The following is a 19,399-nucleotide window of genomic DNA, read 5'->3' on the forward strand; positions in this document are numbered from 1 at the left end:
CAAGCAAGAGGGGCGGTGGAGACCGCCCCTCTTTTTTATCCCGCTCTTTGTTATCGGGCTTTGTCCGCTTGGCTAAGGGCTGTGCTCTTGTTGCCTACGGTTGCTCGAGAAACGCCTTCAGCCCCGCCAGATCGCGGATGCGCAAGCCATCCTCCCCGCGCTCCACCAGACCCTTGTCGATCAGCTCCTTCACCGCCCGCCGGTAGACCCTGTCCGTGGTGCCGAACCGTTCCGCCTCCTGATAGCCCTTGCTGAAACCGCTCACCGGGTTGTCCTGACAATGGCTGTGGTAGAGGTCATAGGCGATGTTGTAGCTGATGGGGTAGAGCATGCGGCAGGTGAAGATGTCCACCGTGTCCTGGTAATCGATAGCGATGGCACTGGCGAAGAAGAGCGCCAGCCTGGGGTGGGCGAGCAGCGCCAACTCCAGCTGCTGTCCGTCGATGCGGGCCACTTCGAGGGGCTCCTCGGCGATGATGTCGAGCTGGCAGCGGTAACCGGTGAAGAACTCCATCTCGCCAAACAGCTGGCAGTCGCACTCCAGGGGGCCGAGCTGAAAGCGGCGGCCGTTCATGGCAGTGTGACCCATGGCGATACGACCGCTTGGCACCAGCACCAGATCCCGAAGCTGCTCCCCCTGGCGCATCAGCGCTTCTCCCTCGCGGAGCAGGCGCAGCTCGGTGATGCAGGACTCGATCACCCGTACGATCAGGTCGTGGCTGGCCTGCCAGTGAGGTTGGAAGCGTCCCTTGAGCAGCGGTTTGAGTTGCATGGAGAGTTCTGTGCCCGATGAAAACAAACGGCTATTACACACGTTCGCCCCCCGAGATGCCAGCCCCTCAGCCCGCCTGCATGATCTGCCTGTCCCGCCTGGTGGCTGCCGCCAAATCCTCCTATCCGATGCAAGGCGGCCAGACTGACGAAAGCCAGCGCGCCACCCATGTCTTTCACAAGGAGGCTGACACCGGTGGCGCTGCACGGTCGATAGCTCCTACGGCAGTGCGCTGCGCCAGCCGCCTGCGCCCGCAATATCGGGGACAATCCTCCCTGTCATGGGCGGGAATATCCGGGTGAAGGCAAGCGTCACAGCGCGGGCCCAGAGACAAGCCCCCGAATGGCGGGTCATCACAACCTGCTGACAGCTTGCTCCGCTGCCAGCGGTTGCTGCTGTGCACTTATGGTTTGGCGCCTACTTTTGCCGCCCGGGGCGCGGCGTGCAGGATGATTCAATTTGGGGCATAAACCCGGCCGCTCTCGACCCATTGACCCTGCGCTCTCCGGCTGTTAATCAGGGTGCTGCTTGAAACCATTATGGACGAGCGAGGCCGCAGTTCCTCCACGGGTGCGGCCGACCGACAAGAACAGAACCACAGTTCAGGGAGCAAACCATCATGTGGCCGTACCGAAAAATAGTGACCCAGTCCCTCAAGACACCGCTGGCCATCGCCAGGATTGTTTTTTACTTTGCCTTGCTATTGGTGGCGCCGCTGCCATTGCTGATGCTTTCGGACTCACCGAGGGTAGATCTGGGAGGGGCATATGTCGTCCTGTTCTTGCTGCCCATTGCCATGGTGCTGATGCTGATATCCAGCTTTATGGCCATCCTGATCGCCATGGTGGAGTCGCGAAACAAGAGCAACCCCCATGGGCAGTGGTGATGTTGGGGGCCTGATGCCTAGCTGATGGCCCATAAAAAATCATCCCCCGAGTCGGGGGATGATTTTGTTGGTGACGCCTCCTGAGCTGAATCAACCGCCGGTTGACCTTGTTGACACCCTTGGGTTAGCCTCATGGCTTCCCTGATATGAGAGTCTTTCCTCCGATGCGCATTTAACCTGTCCGCACCCTCAAGTTTTCTGCCCCTCTTCATTGAGGCCGGGTGCGTCTTTACCCTGACAGGTTGATGTTGATCCCTCATTGCTGTTGTTTGCAGGAGCTGCGTCCCTGTCATTTGGCTTAACTCTCGGCTTATTGCTCCGGTATCGGCCATCAGGAGTTCAGATGACCCAACTCTCATGTCATATCAAACAGTTGCAACTGCCCTATCTGCCGGGTATTGCCCCTCTAAGCTTCTCTCTGCCACGCGCCCCCTGCACCCTGATGGGTCGCAACGGCATCGGCAAGAGCCTGCTGCTCGAACTGCTGGCGGGCCAGCGTGCCCCGAGCGCGGGCAAGATAGAATGGGCCCAGCCCGTCGCCTGGTTAGCCCAGTTTGCCCCCGCGAGCGATGGCTGCGTGGCCGATCTCATTGGCTGGGGGGAGGCCCTGTGCGCCCTCGGGCGTATCGAGCAAGGCTGCACAGATGGCCGAGATTTCGATCTGCTGGGGGAGCGCTGGACCCTGCGTGACGATCTCGCCGCCCTCTTGGCAGAGGCTGGGCTCAGGGTCGATGCCAATGCGCCCCTCAACCAGTTGAGTGGCGGCCAGCTCACCCGCCTTAGGCTGCTGGCGCTCTTTGCCCACCCCGCGCATTTTCTGCTGCTGGATGAACCGGACAACCACCTCGACGCCGGCGGCATCGCCTGGCTGGGCCAGCGACTGGCCCGCCATCGCGGCGGCTACCTGCTGGTGACGCACGACCGGCGATTGCTCAATCAGGCCCAACAGATCTTCGAGCTGAGCGAGTCGGGGCTGCAGAGTGCCCGGCTCTCGTTTGAGGATTATCTCGCCCAGCAGGCCCGGGAGCAGGCCGCCCGCGCCGCACGGTTGGCGCAGGCGGTACGCGGTGAGAAGGCGGCCGCCCTGGCGCTGCAAAGGGTGCGCGAACAGTCGGACAAACGGGCGAGTCAGGGCCGCCAGGCGCGCGGCTCTCAGGCCAAGATCCTGCTGGATTTCAAAAAGGATAAGGCGGGCAAGTCCCTTGGCAAGGCGCTGGACCGCGCCGATCGCGGCCATCAGGCGCAAGCCAGCGCCAGGACCGAGGCGGCCGCCGCCCTGGCTGCGGTGCAACCCCTGCGCATGCAGTGGCAGGCCGGGACAGAGTTCAACGCCAAGGCGAGCACCCAGCCGCTGGTGATAGTGGCGGCAACCCACCCCCGCTGGCACCGGCAGCGGGTCGACCTGGTGTTGCAACGGGGGGATCGCTGCCTGCTGGTTGGGGAGAACGGCGCCGGAAAATCCAGCCTGCTCAAGATGCTGCGAGGGGAGCTGGCACCCGAGTCAGGCCACTATCGGCTAAGCGCCCGGGTGGCCTGTCTGGATCAGGGTCTCAGCCTGATAGACCGAACCCTTAGCCCACTGGCGAACCTGCTGGCGGTGGCGCCCAGCCTTGCCGAAAGCGAGGCCAGAACCCGGCTGGCCGGCATAGGGCTTAGGCGAGACAGGGCCCTGCAACCCGCCCACCAGTTGAGCGGTGGCGAGCGGCTGAAACTGGGCCTGCTGATGGTGCTGGCCCAGCAGCCTGAGCTGCTGCTACTGGATGAGCCGGACAGCCACCTGGATCACGCGTCTCGCCAGTTGCTGATTCAGGTGTTGGCCGACTATCCGGGCACCCTGCTGCTGATCTCCCACGATCCCGACTTTGTGGAAGGGGTGGCGGTTGGGCGGGAATATCGTTTGGGAGGGGTGGTTGGGTGAGAAATAGAGGGGGGGGGGGATTAAAAATGGGTGATGTTAATTAATACTACTCATTCTGCCAAATTCGAGGACTCGATGGGCGAGATCCTGGGGGGAGATATGTCGCTATTGGACTCTTTGCCAAGCACGCCGAGCTTCCACTTATCTCCCATAACTTGTTAGCTGAACTTTCCCGGCTAAGTTTTTTGGTGGAATAATTTTAGTGAGTGTTCTATTGCATAAATTAAAAGCCCCCCGTGATGGGGGGTATTATATTTTACATTTTAAATTGTTAATGTCTGCACACATTTAGCTATGTGCAAGGTGGGTGTGCTTGACTAGTTTCCTCAATCATCAAAAAATGATGACAGCTTATCTTCATAATCAAGTCCTGTACTAGACTTTAGATCGTCACAAATTTTTCTGATTTTCCCTTTCACTCTCCCATTAGCTCTATCTTTATGCTCTGCAATCATTTCGCAGACTCGCTTTCCTATATCTGGAGATACATGGTTTGATATTTGCACTCCTAATAAATTAGGGAATGTATTTTCGTATAAGGCCGCAACCTTTTCCTTGGGAGGTGTGAAACTAATATAGTTATAGAGAAAGTCAGGCCTCATGTAGCAACTGACAGGATATTTTTCTTTGAAAAGTCGGCTTACGGTTCTATGAGTGGCTGTATCAGAAGAAAGCCACCATGTCTTATATCCCTCAATAGAGGATTTCATTTCTCCATGGGCAGAGCGAAGAGCATATATCGTTAAAATTAAATTTGCGTCAGCCTTCGCTTTTCCTGCAGACCCCTTTACTTCCTTTAATTCTTGATATAGTAGTTCAAAATCAGAGCGGTCCAAATTAACTTTCATTTCAGTTGTATCTGAGGAAACATATTCAACACCAAATTCCTCACTAAGAAAATCTATTAACTCTTGCCTTGCAGATGAAGAGTCAATAGACAAAAAGTTATCTAAAAAGGATGTGTATGACTTTACCCTTCCTTCATTTTTAGAGTAAAAATAAGATCGAATTAATATTTGCCCAATAAATTCCTCAGTGCCTTTCTTAAATCGCTCGGCATTTTCTAAATATTGCTCATTATAAATCCGATAAGAGTTTTTAATATGCGCAAGAAGTTCATCTAGTATTGTGTCATTAACTAGCAGCCTCACACCTCTGGATTTTGCTGATTTAAGTAAGTTCCAATATCGTTTATTTTGCTCCTCTAAATATACTTCAGAGAATGCAGGGACAAGAATTGATGTACAAACAAAAATTCGCATATGCCCTGCCATAGCATGGAAAAATGTTATTATTTTGGGGTCGCACTTCATAAGAAATAACATTAGGTAAGTTCTGGACAATGACTTCAAATATACCTTAGATAGTTCAGAGCCAGAATAAACAATTTCTCTTATCGCTAATATGAGTGCTGTTTTGACTTTCGTTCTATTCTTATCTATAACACCGGAGCTATCTAAGACCAAATCTACGGTGTCAGACAGGTTCACTTCAAATATGTCAGCTGAACCCCCATTTAAAAGGAAATTAGAAAATTCCAAACCTTGATTATAATAAATCAGTTCTATCGTTTTCTTTAAAATAAAGCTCAACTCTTTTACCTTAACCGCCTCTCCATTGAGTTTTTTAATAATAATGAGTTCGGATTCTTGCATGAACCCTTCATACAGCATCTGATCTCTGCTGTTACTTGCAATGATTTCCAGCCTTGTTTCAAATGGTAAACAGTAGCGATCATCGCGATCTCTCTTGTGATGATTTACTTTTCTATCTGGCTTTTGAGATAAGCGATTAAGTCTCTTGTTTATTTTTGAACGTAATCTTTCAACTTCAAAATCAAACATGCTTTTCACTGATTTTTCAATTTCATCTGCTGTCATTAAAATTGATTTTTCAGGGTCAGTTTCTCTTAGGGAATAAATTATAAGGCTATCAATCAACTTGTTGTTTAAATCTTGACTTTCTTCCCCTCCTTTTATTTGCTGCATAAGGAAAACATACAGTTTTGGATCTTTTATAAAATCATCTACTACAAATGACCTTCCAGGTGTCTGCATTTCACGTAGATGCCGGGATATGAAATTCTGAATCGTCGACTTGGTCGATTCCGATTGGTTGCTATTATTTGCAATCCAGTCTCCATCATATATCCTTAAGTTTTTATTATATTTATCTTCAGCCAAGTCCATTAAAGCATCTTTGTTTTTAACAGAGATGTTTGTAATATATGTTAACCTTGAGTAATCGATGCCGTTGGAAAGTAGCTTCTCGAGAGTATTTTCTATTTTAATATGTGGTTTTTTATCAATAGACATTTGAAAGATTGATTTTGGTTTGCCTTCTATTTCTGCCGTGTGTTCTAAACCATCTATTCCTTTATCTTTAATACCACCACTACTTAAAAATTTAGCTCCTAGATATGCACTCATGAATTCTTGAGAAAATGATTCAAAAAGAAAACCATCCTCTATGGCTAGCAACATATCTCTTACATCTTCGGCGTGCATCAGCAATTTCCTTCCTGCATCTAGTAAATATTATCTGTCTTAGCAATTACTACTGACAGTAGCTTAGGTATTCATGCTTACGGTTTTAAATTTCACAAAAGAAAAAATACGAAAGCTTGCTTGCTATGACAATCAAGGTGTAAATATTAATTTATAATATTTGGTTTCACGGGGTTAGTTCTACGAAATCTGGGATTCCGACCTTTATAAGCAAGGCGTATTTCACAAAAAACAACGCTACCGCCCCTGGATTACAGCTTCCAATGCGCTCCATTGACCAGTGGGGCGGTCCCCTAATGGTTCAATAGGCGCCGAATGGCCAGCATATGCCCAAGCCTCATATGTAAACCAGTCAGAAAATGATGCAACTATCAGGAAGATCTGCGTTTCTTGCGCCAGCTCACCAATTGGTGCTCAAGCCGGACGGGGGCGGCAGATGCCGACCCTTGCTGCGCCGATAAGTGAGTGGGCAGATACCGAGTCAGGCTGCGTCGATAAGGGGGCTGACCGCAGTTGGCGGTGGCTGCCATTGGCTTGCCCGCTTCGAGCCAACCGGGGCCTGAGTACAAGGGCCTGGGCCCTACCGTGGCTTGTGGCGAGCGGCGCCTGGAGGCGCTTTTGTTGTAATGGGGCGGGGCGGCTATATTGCAGCCTGACGAGAGTGCCTCGTTTGGCCCACTCGTATTTGGGAAAACAACCATCGAATCAACAGTAGGGGTTTGTCATATGAAAGGTATCGCCATCCTGATCGGCTTGTGTTTGATGGGCGTCGGTGTTGCCCAGGGCGCCACCCCGACGGCGCAGGAGCAGTGCGAGGCCCAGGTGGCGGGTGCGGCCAAGACCAGCTTCGTCGGCAAGTGCGTCAAGGACGCCCCGGCCAACGCCAAGGCGAGCCAGTGCGAAAAGGCGGCTGCCGACAAGAAGCTGGCGGGGGCTGCCAAGAACAGCTTTATCCAGAAGTGCGTGAAGACGGACGCAGCCACCGACAAGGCGAGCCAGTGCGAGAAGGCGGCGGCCGACAAGAAGCTGGCGGGGGCGGCCAAGAACAGCTTCGTCCAGAAGTGCGTCAAGACGACTTGAGCACCCGCATCTGCCGGTCAGTCATGAGCAGTAAAGGGGGCCCGCTGGCCCTTTTTTTGGCCTGTGATGCGGGGAGGGCGGCGCGAGATAGCGGGCCTGGGATCATCGCGCTCTGGCCTCTGCGCGGGCGGCCGCCTTGGCTATGCTCGGCACCCTTCCATCCGATCTGTTTTTAAAACAAAGCGTTAGCGTTATTGCATCTGTTAATAACGCGTTAATGCAATTTGTTGGGAATAATTTCCCCCGTCTGCCGGTTTTATTGCAGGTAGCCGGATGCCAGACACCGGAGACGCCATTCCCAACAATAAGGATGACTGACATGAACGTGAAAAAGAGCACTGCCATCGCCTCTGCCATGACGGGTCTGCTGGCCCTCGGTGCCCAGTTTATCGCCGCCCCGGCCATGGCGGCCGACGACAAGGAGAAGTGCTACGGCGTGGCCAAGGCGGGGAACAACGACTGCGCCACCAAGAGCAACTCCTGCGCCGGCACCGCCAAGATGGATGCCCAGGGGGATGCGTTCCTGGTGATGCCAAAGGGTCTGTGCGAGAAGCTGACGGGTGGGTCGCTGCAACCCAAGTAAGCGCCATGCCATGATGTGGCACCCCTGCCACATCATGGTTCCCACTATGACAGCGAGCCCCGCCATGAACCCATTGATCGGTATAGGTTTACGCACCCCCCATCAGGACGAGATCCGCCAGACCCTGCCCGGGGTCGGCTGGCTGGAGGTGCACAGCGAGAACTACTTCGAGCGCCACAGCCGGGGTTTCGAGGTGCTGGCCGAGCTGGCCGGGCACTACCCCATCAGCCTGCATGGGGTCGGCATGTCGCTGGGCTCGGCCGATCCGCTCGATCCCCTTCATCTGCGCCAGCTTGGGGCGCTGGTCGCGGCCATCAAGCCGGTGCGGGTCTCGGAGCATCTGAGCTGGGGCAGCATAGGCGGGCGTTACTTCAACGATCTGCTGCCGGTGCCCTATACCCGGGCCGCGCTAGGCCACCTGAGCGACAAGATAGAGCGGGTGCAGCAGAGCCTGGGCTGTCAGCTGCTGATCGAGAACCCCTCGTCCTATCTGCAACTGCCCGGCGAGATGAGCGAGTGGACCTTCCTGGCCGAGCTGCAGCGCCGCAGTGGCTGCGCCATCCTGCTGGATCTCAACAACCTCTATGTCAGCAGCGTCAATCACGGCTTCGATTGCGCCGACTATCTGGCCGCCATCAACCTGGACACCGTCGGCGAGATCCACCTCGCTGGCTTTACCGATCAGCGCCTGCCCGAGGGCCACCTCTATATCGACACCCACAGCGCCCCGGTGGCGCCGCCGGTGTGGGCGCTCTATCGGCAGGTCTGCCGGCAACGCGCCATCCCCACCCTGATCGAATGGGATCTGGATATTCCCCCCTTGCCGGTGCTGCTGGGGGAGGCCGAGCGCGCCCACCAGATCCTGAGCGCGGCGCAAGGGGCAGGGCAGGAGGCCGCCCATGTCTGAGCTGGCGAACCTACAGCAAGCCTTTGCCCGCGGCCTGCTCGGCGAGGATGACGCCATACTGGCGCAGATCCACTCCAGCTTCCTGCCGGCCGAGTCCGTGCTGCGGGTCTATCGCAATCACTTCATCCTGAGCCTGACCGAGATGCTGGCTGGCAGCTATCCCGCGGTCAAGGCCATGGTGGGGGAGGCATTCTTCGCCGCCGCGGCGCGCGGCTTCGTGCTGGCCGAGCCACTGCGGGAGGGGAGCGTCATGCACTATGGCGAGAGCTTCGGCGACTGGCTCGCCCACTTGCCGACCACCGCCAGGCTGCCCTGGCTCGGGGAGCTTGCCCGCTTCGAATGGGCGCTGGACAGGGCCGCCCTGCTGGCGCCCGAGCCGAGGCGCTGGCCCGCCGAGCGACTCGCCGCCGTCCCTCCCGAGCGCTGGGAGCAGCTGGTGCTGCTGCCCGCCGGCGACCTCCTGCTGTTTGAGAGTCGCTACCCCGTGCTGGGGCTGTGGCAGATGGCCCTGCATCAGGGAGCCACCGTGACCGAGCTGGCGGCGCCTTGCCACTTGGTGCTGAAGAAGCAGCGGGATCACAGGGTCATGCCGCTCCCCTTGGAAGCAGCCGCCTGGGCCCTGCTGCTGGGCTGCCAGCAGGGAGCCCCCCTGGCCCGGTTGCTGGCGCAGACGCCCTCTGCGGCCGAGCACCTGACCCCACTCATCACCCTCGATCTGCTGGTCGATCTGGAGCTTATGCCATGACGGAACAACTGCTCTCCAAGCCGCTCTGTCTGTGGGCCGGGCGCATTCAACCCTGGCTTAGCGGCGGCGTGCTGCTGCTGGCCCGGCTGTGGGTGGCCTCGGTCTTCCTGCGCTCGGGCTGGCTCAAGCTGAGCGCCTGGGACTCCACCCTCTATCTGTTTGAATCCGAGTATCGGGTGCCCCTGCTGCCCTGGCAGTGGGCGGCCTATGTGGGAACCGCGACCGAGCTGCTGCTGCCGCTGTTCCTGCTGGCCGGCCTGTTCACCCGCCCCGTCGCCGCCCTGCTGTTCGCGTTCAACATCATGGCGGTCATCTCCTATCCCACCCTGTGGGCGGGGGGCTTCCACGATCACCAGCTGTGGGGCTGGATGCTGCTGACCCTGGCGGTGTGGGGCGCAGGCCCCCTGTCATTGGATCACTGGCGCCTTGCCAGGGGGGCGGGCGCCCATTAACGTGGGAGTCAAATGAAGGGGCCAGCGGGCCCCTCTCGTCATGGTGACAGGGGGCAGCTGCCCCGGTCGTGCAACCCGAGGAAGAGACATGATAATTCGCGAGGCCAAGGCCGCCGATATCCCCGCCCTGGTGCGGCTGCGCATGGCGCTGTTTTGTGAGCTGGGGGAGCTCGATGAGCCGCTGGCGGATGGGGCGCTGTGGCAGGCGACCGAGGCCTATTTCAGTGCGGCAGCGAGGGATGGCAGCGCCCGCTCCTGGCTGGTGGAGGTCGATGGCGAGGCGGTGGCGTGCGGCACCCTGGCACTCTTCGTGCGGCCGCCCTATCCGGGCAACCTGGCGGGGCGCGAAGCCTATCTGCTCAACATGTACACATTGCCGGCCTGGCGCAAGCGGGGCATGGCGAGCGCCCTGCTCGATGTCATGGCGGCCTATGCCCGGGAACAGCGGCTGGGCAAGCTGTGGCTGCACGCCAGCGAGGAGGGGCGCCCGCTGTACGAGCGGCTCGGCTTCGTGGCGAACCCCGCCTGCCTGGAGTGGTGCCCTGTCCCCTGATCGATCCCGGGTGATCCGGAAGCGATTCTTCTACGTACTGGCGGTCTTGGCGGCGACGCCGCTTTTCTCTACACTGCGCGCCCCGCGCCCCCTCGAGTCATCAGACCACTCATATCGGCGCCCGCGCGGCCGATACCGTCCGGCAATGGGCGGGCGTGTTGGCCCGGTTCGTCAGTTCAAGGAGTACCATGTTCAATCACAAACTTAAGGCGCAACTGCTGGCGTGCCAGAGCCGGCTCGGCGAGCAGCAGGGCTTCGTCGAGGCCATTCAGCAGGGCATAGCGACCATCATCTTCACCCCGGACGGGGCGATCCTGGAGGCCAACGAGGCGTTCTTGAGCCTGATGGGGTACGGGGCGGCCGAGCTGCAGGGGCAGCATCACGCTCTGTTCTGCCGTCCGGAGGCGTCCCGCTCGGCGGATTATCAGCAGTTCTGGAGCCGGCTTCGGCAGGGGCAGGCCCAGTCCAGCCTCTTCGAGCGCATCGATCACAAGGGCGAGACGCGCTGGCTGGAGGCGAGCTATTTTCCGGTGAAGCAGCAGGGCAGGGTGACCCGGGTGGTCAAGCTGGCCACCGACATGACGGCCCGGCAGCAGCGCCTGCAACGCCAGGAGGCGCTGGCCCAGGCGCTGGACAGATCCCAGGCGATGATCGAGTTCACCCCGAGCGGCGACATCATCACCGCCAATGCGAACTTCCTCGCCTGCATGGGGTACGGCATCGGCCAGTTGCAGGGCAAGCATCACCGGCTCTTCTGCGACGACGCCTTCTGGCGCGAGCAGCCGCACTTCTGGGAGGAGCTGGCCCGCGGCCAGTTCAAGTCCGGCCTCTTCAGGCGCTATGACAGCCGGGGCGAGGTCATCTGGCTGGAGGCCACCTACAACCCGATCCGGGACGAGCGCGGCAAGGTGGTCAGGGTGGTCAAGTTCGCCAGCGACATCACCACGCGCATCCACCAGAGCCATGCCACCCGGGAAGCGGCCCGGCTCGCCCACAGCACGGCGCAGGAGACCCTGCACAGCGCCGAGCAGGGGGCCGAGTTGCTGCGCGCCGTGGTCGATACCTCTTCTCTCATCGCCGCCCAAGTGGATCAGGCCATCACCCTCATCGGCCAGCTCAACGAGCAGTCCAGGCATATCGAGGCCATCGTCTCGACCATCAGCGCCATCGCCGATCAGACCAACCTGCTGGCGCTCAACGCGGCCATCGAGGCGGCGCGGGCGGGGTCGCAGGGACGGGGCTTCGCGGTGGTGGCCGACGAGGTGCGCCAGCTGGCGGCCCGCACCTCGCTGTCGACCGGTGAGATTGCCAAGGTGGTGCAGAAGAATCGCGAGCTGACCGCCAGGGTGACCGGCGACATGGCCGGGGTGGCGGGCAGCGCCGAACTCGGCAAGCAGCAGATCGCCGGCGTCGATCGGCTGATGAGCGAGATCCGGCGGGAGGCGACCCGGGTCTCGGAGACGGTTTCCAGTCTATCCATCTGAGCCCGGCGGTTTGCCCCGCCGGCCCTTGCGACGGTATCTGGCGAGAGTGCCAAAAGTGTGAGCGGTCGAGCGGCGAAACTGAATCCTGGCTGTACCGCCCCTGCCTTGTGAATTGTCCCGCCCTGCCGGCTTGTTTAGGCTGCCGACTCCTTTTTTTGAGCGGGTAGAGAGCGATGGCAGTACGACAGAAAGGCAGGGCAGCGGCCCTGTTGCTGGGGATGGTGGCGAGCATGGGGCTCAGCGGTTGCATGGGACAGATGGGGCTCTCCGCCATGCTGACCAAGGGCAACCTCAGCGTGGTGGACAACCGCTATGGCCGTGCCGGTGTCTTCGTGCTGCTCTCCCCCGTCTATGGCCTGGCGGCGACGGCGGATCTGTTCGTATTCAACACCATAGAGTTCTGGTCCGGCAAGAACCCCATCACCGGCAAGTCACCGGCGCTGGTGGATCAGAAGGCCGATGCGGTGATCAAGGTCAACCAGCATCTGGATCCGGCCCTCAACAAGGTGCCGCTGGCCATGCTGCCGCAAGGGGTGCGTGAGGTGAAGGTCAGCTATCCGGGCGAGCGCACGGCCCAGATGGAGATCCACTACATCGACGGTCGCAGCAGCATGATGCGCGGCGAGATGCGCGGCGAACTGCTGGACCTCTATCTCGACGACAAGCTGGTCTCGACCCTGACCCAGCAGCAGCTGGCGGAGATGACCCCAGAGGAGCGCCCCCTCGTCTGAGTGCCGGCGACCGGCAGGATGGACGGCACCTCAGGAGCCGTCAGTCAGCAGCAAAGCCCCGCCTCGGCGGGGCTTTTTCATGTCCGCGGCCAGGGCTGGTTGCGGGGCGGCGGTCGCCACTCCTGCGGGCGCAAATGGTGCTCTGTATGGCATTTATGTCATTAATTATTAAAAGGTTTGGCCTGAAATCGAGGTGAGGGGTTAATCTTGGTTAATTTACCCCGCTCCTGCGTCCCGGCTGGCGGTAAACAGACATGGACGGCCGGGGTCTGATCCTGATGTTACGGGATGGTGATATGAGAGTTTCTGCTATGCGTCTGCGAGCCTTCATGAGCTCGCGCTTCTCCCGTCTGGCGGCCAGACGGGACCTGTTGTTGCTGGTGCTGCTGGTCCAGAGCGCCGTTACGGCGGGCTACCTCTATCTGGATCGCTACTGGATTGAAGCCGGGGTGGTGCAGAATCTGAGAAACGTGTCGGCGATGCATCTGCGCAGCTTTGAACGGCTGCAGGAGATCCTGGATCATCGGCTCGGCTCGATCGGTACTGCTACCCTGGCCAAGCCGGCGCCGCAAGACAAGCAACTCCTGTTGCAGCAGGAAGTGAAACACCCCTGGCTGGATACCGTCGCCGTCCTGGATCCCGATGGCGGCATCCTGAGCATCGCATCCAGCATACCGCTGGCATCGATGCTGCCGCCGACCCTGTTGAAGACCGACTCCTTCCTGCATTCACCCCGTTATCGGGCCTTCCATGAGAGCGGAGCCGACTCTTCCCTCTTCTTTGTGTCCAGTGACCAGGACAGCGAACAGGGGGGCGGGGGCATGGTGATGTTCAGAAAGATATTGTCTGCGGACGGGCAGTCGCTGGGCAGTGCCATCGGCTATCTCAGCTTGCAGAGCCTGTCAGCCTGGCTCAATACCGATGACACGCGCGGTTTCAACCTGGGGGAAAACGTGGTCCTTGCCATGTTTGACCAACACACGAGCAAGCTGCTGTATCGCTATGCGAATTCAGGTGCGCCTGCCGATGGGGTTGCGGGGTGGCAGGCCAGCCACAAACCCTCTTTTCAGGAGACCCAGCACGGATCGGATGTGAAATTTTACCGCTCCACGGTGGACGGGGTGGAGCGGCTTGCGGTGTTGACCCCGCTGCACCTTGGGCAGTGGCAGCAAGTGGTGGCGGTGAGCAAGGCGGCGTACCTGTTCCACTGGTGGAATCAGGTGATCTTCTCAGTGGTGGCGTTGGCCTGTCTCTCCGTCCTGCAGTGGCTGCTGGTGGAATTCTTGCGCCAGAATCACCAGCAGCGCGAGTTGCTGAACCTGGTCCTCAACACCCTGGACGCCTATGTGTATTTCAAGACCAGCGAGCGGCGCTTCGTCTACGTCAACGCCAAGACCGCCGAGATGTTTGGCCTGCCGGCCGAGCAGATCATCGGACGCCTGGATCACGAAATCCTGACGCCGGAGGTGGCCGACCATTTCTGGCTCCTCGATAGCCAGGTGTTCGCCACGGGTAACAAGCAAAGCGGCAAGGAGGTAGCCACCACCCCGAGCGGGGAGACCCGTTACTACGAGTCGGTCAAGGTGCCGGTGCAACTGCCGGATCAACCCCTGGCGCTGATCGGTGTCTCCACCGACGTGACCGAATTGCATAACCAGACCATCGCCCGTGAAGCCGCCGAGCGGGAACTGGCGGCGCACAATCACTACCTCTATCTGAACAACCAGGTGCTGGAGCTGCTGGGCCATAACGTCCCCTTGTCCGAGGTGCTGGACGCCATGGTGCGCATCATCAATGCCTATCACCCCGGTGTGCTGGGCACCGTATTTCTGGTGGCTGACGATGGCACCGAGCTGGTCAACTGCGCCGCCCCTGACTTGCCTGATGAGTGGCGAAGCCCCACCGGGCGCATGCCTATCGCGGAGGGGAACGGCTCTGCGGTGGCGGCCGTGCTCCGTGGGGAGAGGGTGATTGCACAGGATGTTGCCACCGATCCCAGTTGGGCAGCGGTGCGCGACAAGGCGGTCGAGAGCGGGCTGCGCGCCGCCTGGGCCCAGCCCATCAAAAACGGGGATGGCCGGATCATCGGCGTATTCAACCTCTATCGGCGGGAACCCGCCGTCCCGGATGCCCATGATCTCGCCCTGCTGGCGGACTACGCCAGACTGGCGCAGCTGGCCATAGAGCGTTCGCGTCTGGCGGAGGCACTGCAGGAGAGTCAGGCCCTGTATCGCCTGATAGCGGAAAACAGCAACGATGTGATCTGGGTGATGCAATATCCCTCCATGCAATACAGCTACACCAGCCCCTCGGTCGAACGGCTGCGTGGCCTGACCCAGGAAGACATAGCCACCCACCCTCTGGGCCACTGGCTGCCGCCACAGGCTGCCCGCGCGTGCAGCGAGGCGGTGGAGCATCACATCAGGCGCATTGATGAGGGAGACCTGACGGCCCGCCACATCGAGATCGAGCTGGAGGTCTGGCACAAGGACGGGAGCCTGGTCCCGGTCGAGGTCGTGGCCAACATCATGCTGGACGGTGAGTCCAGACCGACCCACATCGTCGGCAGTTCCCGGGACATCACCCGGCGCAAGGCCGCCGAAGACGCCATTCGCAAGATGGCGTTCTACGACCAGCTGACCGGTCTGCCGAACCGCCGGATGTTGGAAGACAGGCTCAGCCTGCTGCTCGCGCTGGGGAGGCGAGAGCAACGTAAACTGTCGCTGCTGTTCATCGATCTGGACAGGTTCAAGGCGGTCAATGACCAGCACGGACATGGGGCCGGAGACTGGTTGTTGAAGCAGGTCGCGTCACGGATGGGGGCCGTGTTGCGTGAATCCGATACGGCCTCGCGCATCGGTGGCGACGAGTTCGTCATCCTCCTGCCCGATGCCAGGAAGATGGAAGATGCCGTGTTTGTCGCGGAAAAGATCCGCAAGGTGCTCGACATGCCCTTTGTCATGGATGACGGCGTTGAGCTGGATATTTCGTCGAGCATAGGCGTGGTGATGTATCCAGACCAGGCAGACAATGAGCGGGATCTGCTGCACTTTGGCGACGAGGCCATGTACCGCGCCAAGCAGGGCGGCAGGAATGCGGTGGCGGTGTTTGGCGCTCAGACGCCATCCGCGGGTTCACCGGCAGGGCCTGCGGACAGGCTGACCTAGAGAGGGCGCAAGAGGCTGTTCAGGCCGTGAAATGCGTTCTGCCGTCCTCTCAGCCAATTGAAAAGCCCCGCCTCGGCGGGGCTTTTTCATGGCCGCACCGAGGGCTTGTTGTAGGGCTGCAGCACCAGCCCCAGCAGGCGGTACAGGTGGCTGAGCTGCTCGATGAGCTGCACGTTGAGCCAGAGGTAGCCGCTGACGGTGGCCTCGGCATCGGTGTTGAGCCGCACCTGGGCTTGAACTTGGGCCGCCGCCGCCTGCAAGCGGGCGATGGCCTGCTCGGCCGCGCGGGGATCCCCGCTCTTGAGCATGAGCGCGAGCTGGGTGATCACCTCCTCGGTGGCCTGCTGGCAGGCGCGCAATTGCGGGCTGCTCTGCATCAGGAAGTGGCTCTGGCGATCGGTCCAGTAGGTGTTGGCCAGCATCTCCAGGGTGCAGAAGGTGTTGCGCATTGTGGTCTGGATGGCCTCGAACAGGGTGCTGCTGAGGCGGGTCTCCTTGACGGCGGGAGTCAGCAAGGGGCGCAGGCTGACCATCCTGGAGAGCAGCTGGGAATGGCTGCGGGCCAGCTTGGGGCGCTCCAGGATGTTGGGGGATAGGTGGGTGTGATAGAGGCGGTGTGCCTGCTGCAGGGTGTCGTGCATCTGCAGCCGCCAGTGGCTGTAGGCGCGCTGGGGATAGATGCTGCAAAACAGCAGCGCCAGCACCGAGCCCAGGATCACGTCGCCGCTGCGCCATAGCGCCGTCTCTATGTCCCCCGGCATGGCGCCCATGGTCACCGCCAGGGTGATGCCGATGAGCAGCCCCACGTAGGGGCGCTTGCCGAGCGCCAGGTAGCCGCACAGGAACATGATGCCGCTGCACCAGATCAACATCAGCGGCATGGAGTAGAGCTCCAGATAGAGCGCCACTACCCCGCAGGCCGCACCGAAGATGGTGCCGACCACCCGTTGCAGGGCCCGCGACAGCACGTTGCCCCAGAACGAGATGGGGCCCATCACCACCACCAGGGTGATGAGCGGCCAGGTGCTCTCCGGCAGCTTGAGCTCACGGGTCAGCAGGAAGGTGAGGGTGAAGGCCAGGGAGATGCGCAGGCCGTGAACCAGGCGGTAGCGGCCATAGATCAGCAGATCGAAGCGGGAGAGCGGGTCGTTCAGGCGCAAGGGAATCGTCTCATGTCAGATTGATGTTCTCGTGTCGCCGCGCCGGCGTCACGGCATCCACCCCGCCAGCGGACGAACCCAGACCCGCTCGCCGGGGGCGATGGCCGGGCGGGAGGGATCGAGTTCGATCAGACAGTTGGCTGCGGGGAGGGCAGAAGGCATAAAAGCACTTGTCGGGCTGACCTGCAAGATGCCATTGGCATCCTGGCCGAGATGGCCAGGCAGATAGCCGTCACCCGCCGGGTGGGGGATAGCCGTCATGGCCAGGGCGCTGAGGCGCAGTGGCTGCCGGATGAGGGCCTGGCTCGCCAGCAGGGCCGCCTGCGCCGGTGGCCGGTCGTGGTCGGCAAGCCGGTCTTGATGGGGGCTGGCCCCTTGCCATTCGCCCAGCCAGGCGCAGATAAAGTCGGCGATGGCGGGCAGCGCCTCGAAATCGAACTGGGGCAGGGTGGTGGCCTGGGGGCTGTCGCTCACCAGCGCCATCACCTCGCCATCCTCCGGAAACAGCAGTGGCCGACCGATGGCACTGCGATGCAGCTCTATCTTGGGGAAGTGCTCGTGCTTGAAGCCTTCGATCAGCAGCAGATCGAGCTGAGCCCAGTCGAAGCCAGCCAGTAGGGCGGAAAAGGGAGGCTCGCCGTCCGGGGTCTCGACGATGCGGGCGTTGCGCCGGCTCGAGGCCGCCATCACCTGCCGGGCGCCAGCCTTGCGCAGGCGATAGCTGTCCTTGCCCGGCTGATCCATGTCGAAATCGTGATGGGTGTGCTTGAGCACCCCGAGCCGCAGGCCGCGCTGGCCGAGCAGGGGGATGAGCCGCTCCAGCAAGGTGGTCTTGCCGGTGCCGCTCCAGGCGACGAAGCCGAGCAGCGGCAGCCGGGAGATCATGATCGCATTCCCTCCGCCAGCTCGTCAGCACCCAGCAGACGCGCCTCGTAGGCCGAGATCTCGTGCGGATCGTTGAGATTGATGAAGGCGTCCGGCTGATCGGCAAAGTGCACCACCGCCATCCGGTGGCGGCCGAACCAGCAGGCTATCTTGCGCTCCCCCTCGGCCAGCGCCTGCTGCAGGGAGGGGAGCAGCGACTTGTGCAGCAGGGCGACCACGGGTTGCAGATGCTGGCCGTCATGGGCCACCACCAGCTCGGGGAGCAGTCCGGCCTCCGGCGTCAGCGCGGCGCGAAAGCGGCGCATCAGATCCCGCGGCAGGCCGGGGCCGTCACAGGGCACGAACAGCACCCAGTCGTGGCGGGCGGCGGCCAGGCCGGCCTGCATGCCCGCCAGAGGGCCGAGGAAGTCATGGTTGCCATCCTCGATGACGGGGGCTAGCTGCCGATAACGGGCCTGATTGCGGTTGGCGTTGATCAGCAGCTCGTCCACCTGGGGCCGCAGCCGCTCGAGCACATGTCCGACGAGGGGCCTGCCCGCCAGGGGCACCCAGCCCTTGTCTTCGCCCCCCATGCGGGTGGCGCGGCCACCGGCCAGGATCACGGCGGAGACGGGAAAGTGGTCACTCGGGGTTGCAGGATCTGGGGTCATGTCGCTCTGTCGGGTTCGGTGAGATGGATTCTGGCCGTGGGCTTGTTGCTGGTGCTGTTGCCTTGTGCAGCGGCAAGGGGCCAAGGTTGCTGACCCTGGGCTCTAGGCCCGGCTCCGGCCGATCTTGCGCCAAGGGGGCCGGCAGGGCAATGGCATTTATAGCCGGATGATGCGCATCCCGCGGTGATCCAGGTCAATCTGATCCACCTTCCTTCGTTGGCCCCTGGCATGACAGGCGGCACGGCCCCTCGTTGCCGGGAGCCAGAGCAAGGAGAGAGCTAGTCGGCCTCATGCTCGGCCAGGATGTGCTCGATGCGGCTATCCGGTACCAACCAGATCAGGGCGGCCAGCACATAGATAAGCTGGGACAACCACTGGGCCCAGAAGGCGGCCAGGATGGCGCTGAAATAGAGCAGGGGAGAGATCTTGCCCTTCCAGTCAGTGCCGAGCGCCCGCTTGAGCAGTGAGTGCGGCCCCTGAGAGCGGATGATCAGCGCCTGCAGCAGGAAGTAGGCGATGGCGGCCATCAAGAGTACCAGGCCATAGAGGGCCGTCGGCAGGCTGGCGAAGTGGTTCTCCCCCATCCAGCCGGTGGCAAAGGGGATCAGGGAGAGCCAGAACAGCAGGTGCAGATTGGCCCAGAGGATGGGGCCGGTGATCTGGCGGCAGGTGTGCAGCATGTGGTGATGGTTGTTCCAGTAGATACCCAGGTAGATGAAGCTGAGGACATAGCTCAGGAACACCGGCAGCAGCGGGGTGAGTGCCTGCCAGTTGGCGTCGTGGGGCACCTTGAGCTCCAGCACCATGATGGTGATCAAGATGGCGATGACCCCATCGCTGAAGGCTTCCAGTCGATTGCTTCCCATGATGACCTTCCTTGAGTCAGAAACTCTGGTGGCGTGTGGCCGGCTCGGCAAGC

The 19,399-nt window shown here is 60.2% G+C and carries 16 protein-coding genes and 1 pseudogene; 11 read left to right on the top strand and 6 right to left on the bottom strand.

What is annotated here, in order from left to right; all coding sequences use genetic code 11:
* Nucleotides 1-94: 94 nt before the first annotated feature.
* Nucleotides 95-772, bottom strand: a complete 678-nt coding sequence (locus tag KW821_RS01205; RefSeq protein WP_218289995.1) for a Crp/Fnr family transcriptional regulator — start codon at nucleotides 770-772, stop codon at nucleotides 95-97.
* A 640-nt stretch (nucleotides 773-1,412) separates the two neighbouring features.
* Between KW821_RS01205 and KW821_RS01210 the strand changes: the two genes are divergently transcribed.
* Nucleotides 1,413-1,658: a hypothetical protein gene (locus tag KW821_RS01210; RefSeq protein ID WP_371317590.1), complete on the top strand. Its 246-nt coding sequence runs from the start codon at nucleotides 1,413-1,415 to the stop codon at nucleotides 1,656-1,658.
* 343 nt (nucleotides 1,659-2,001) lie between these two features.
* Nucleotides 2,002-3,576, top strand: coding sequence for an ATP-binding cassette domain-containing protein (locus tag KW821_RS01215; protein WP_218289998.1), 1,575 nt, complete (start codon nucleotides 2,002-2,004; stop codon nucleotides 3,574-3,576).
* A 326-nt stretch (nucleotides 3,577-3,902) separates the two neighbouring features.
* Here KW821_RS01215 and KW821_RS01220 read toward each other — a convergent pair whose 3' ends face one another.
* On the bottom strand, nucleotides 3,903-6,083 hold the full coding sequence (locus KW821_RS01220) for a hypothetical protein (protein WP_218289999.1): 2,181 nt from the start codon (nucleotides 6,081-6,083) through the stop codon (nucleotides 3,903-3,905).
* 726 nt (nucleotides 6,084-6,809) lie between these two features.
* Here KW821_RS01220 and KW821_RS01225 point away from each other — a divergent pair.
* The 9 genes from KW821_RS01225 (at nucleotide 6,810) to KW821_RS01265 (ending at nucleotide 15,785) form a co-directional block, all read left to right on the top strand.
* Nucleotides 6,810-7,163 (top strand): hypothetical protein, encoded by a 354-nt coding sequence (locus KW821_RS01225; RefSeq protein ID WP_218290000.1) that lies wholly within the window; start codon nucleotides 6,810-6,812, stop codon nucleotides 7,161-7,163.
* Nucleotides 7,164-7,482: 319 nt separating this feature from the next.
* A complete protein-coding gene (locus tag KW821_RS01230; RefSeq protein ID WP_084228363.1) occupies nucleotides 7,483-7,746 on the top strand; it encodes a DUF2282 domain-containing protein in 264 nt (87 codons plus the stop codon).
* 64 nt (nucleotides 7,747-7,810) lie between these two features.
* Complete coding sequence (locus KW821_RS01235) at nucleotides 7,811-8,653, top strand: DUF692 domain-containing protein (protein ID WP_218290002.1); 843 nt, start codon at nucleotides 7,811-7,813, stop codon at nucleotides 8,651-8,653.
* Entirely contained in the window at nucleotides 8,646-9,398 is a 753-nt protein-coding gene (locus KW821_RS01240; RefSeq protein WP_218290003.1) for a DNA-binding domain-containing protein, read from the top strand. Before KW821_RS01235 ends, KW821_RS01240 begins: the two co-directional genes overlap by 8 nt.
* The gene (locus tag KW821_RS01245) at nucleotides 9,395-9,850 is read left to right on the top strand and encodes a DoxX family protein (RefSeq protein WP_218290004.1); all 456 of its coding nucleotides are present in this window, start codon (nucleotides 9,395-9,397) and stop codon (nucleotides 9,848-9,850) included. Before KW821_RS01240 ends, KW821_RS01245 begins: the two co-directional genes overlap by 4 nt.
* Nucleotides 9,851-9,938: 88 nt before the next feature.
* Nucleotides 9,939-10,403 carry a GNAT family N-acetyltransferase gene (locus tag KW821_RS01250; protein ID WP_218290006.1) on the top strand — a complete coding sequence of 155 codons (465 nt, stop codon included), beginning with the start codon at nucleotides 9,939-9,941 and terminating at the stop codon, nucleotides 10,401-10,403.
* A gap of 188 nt (nucleotides 10,404-10,591) precedes the next feature.
* Nucleotides 10,592-11,887, top strand: coding sequence for a PAS domain-containing methyl-accepting chemotaxis protein (locus KW821_RS01255; protein WP_218290007.1), 1,296 nt, complete (start codon nucleotides 10,592-10,594; stop codon nucleotides 11,885-11,887).
* 173 nt (nucleotides 11,888-12,060) lie between these two features.
* Complete coding sequence (locus tag KW821_RS01260) at nucleotides 12,061-12,618, top strand: DUF3332 domain-containing protein (protein WP_042653896.1); 558 nt, start codon at nucleotides 12,061-12,063, stop codon at nucleotides 12,616-12,618.
* 296 nt (nucleotides 12,619-12,914) lie between these two features.
* Entirely contained in the window at nucleotides 12,915-15,785 is a 2,871-nt protein-coding gene (locus KW821_RS01265) for a diguanylate cyclase (protein WP_218290009.1), read from the top strand.
* Between the two features lie 86 nt (nucleotides 15,786-15,871).
* Here KW821_RS01265 and KW821_RS01270 read toward each other — a convergent pair whose 3' ends face one another.
* From KW821_RS01270 to KW821_RS01285, 4 genes and pseudogenes are all read right to left on the bottom strand, one after another.
* Entirely contained in the window at nucleotides 15,872-16,945 is a 1,074-nt protein-coding gene (locus tag KW821_RS01270) for an FUSC family protein (RefSeq protein WP_218290010.1), read from the bottom strand.
* Between the two features lie 375 nt (nucleotides 16,946-17,320).
* Nucleotides 17,321-17,830, bottom strand: a pseudogene (gene mobB / locus KW821_RS21875) (molybdopterin-guanine dinucleotide biosynthesis protein B); the annotation flags it as partial.
* The gene (gene mobA, locus KW821_RS01280) at nucleotides 17,827-18,480 is read right to left on the bottom strand and encodes a molybdenum cofactor guanylyltransferase MobA (protein WP_218290014.1); all 654 of its coding nucleotides are present in this window, start codon (nucleotides 18,478-18,480) and stop codon (nucleotides 17,827-17,829) included. The pseudogene mobB and the gene mobA, both read right to left, overlap by 4 nt.
* A 278-nt stretch (nucleotides 18,481-18,758) precedes the next feature.
* Complete coding sequence (locus KW821_RS01285; RefSeq protein ID WP_218290015.1) at nucleotides 18,759-19,346, bottom strand: TMEM175 family protein; 588 nt, start codon at nucleotides 19,344-19,346, stop codon at nucleotides 18,759-18,761.
* Between the last annotated feature and the right edge of the window lie 53 nt (nucleotides 19,347-19,399).

Origin of the sequence: Aeromonas sp. sif2416, from assembly GCF_019218665.1 — a bacterium.
Lineage (GTDB): Bacteria > Pseudomonadota > Gammaproteobacteria > Enterobacterales > Aeromonadaceae > Aeromonas > Aeromonas encheleia.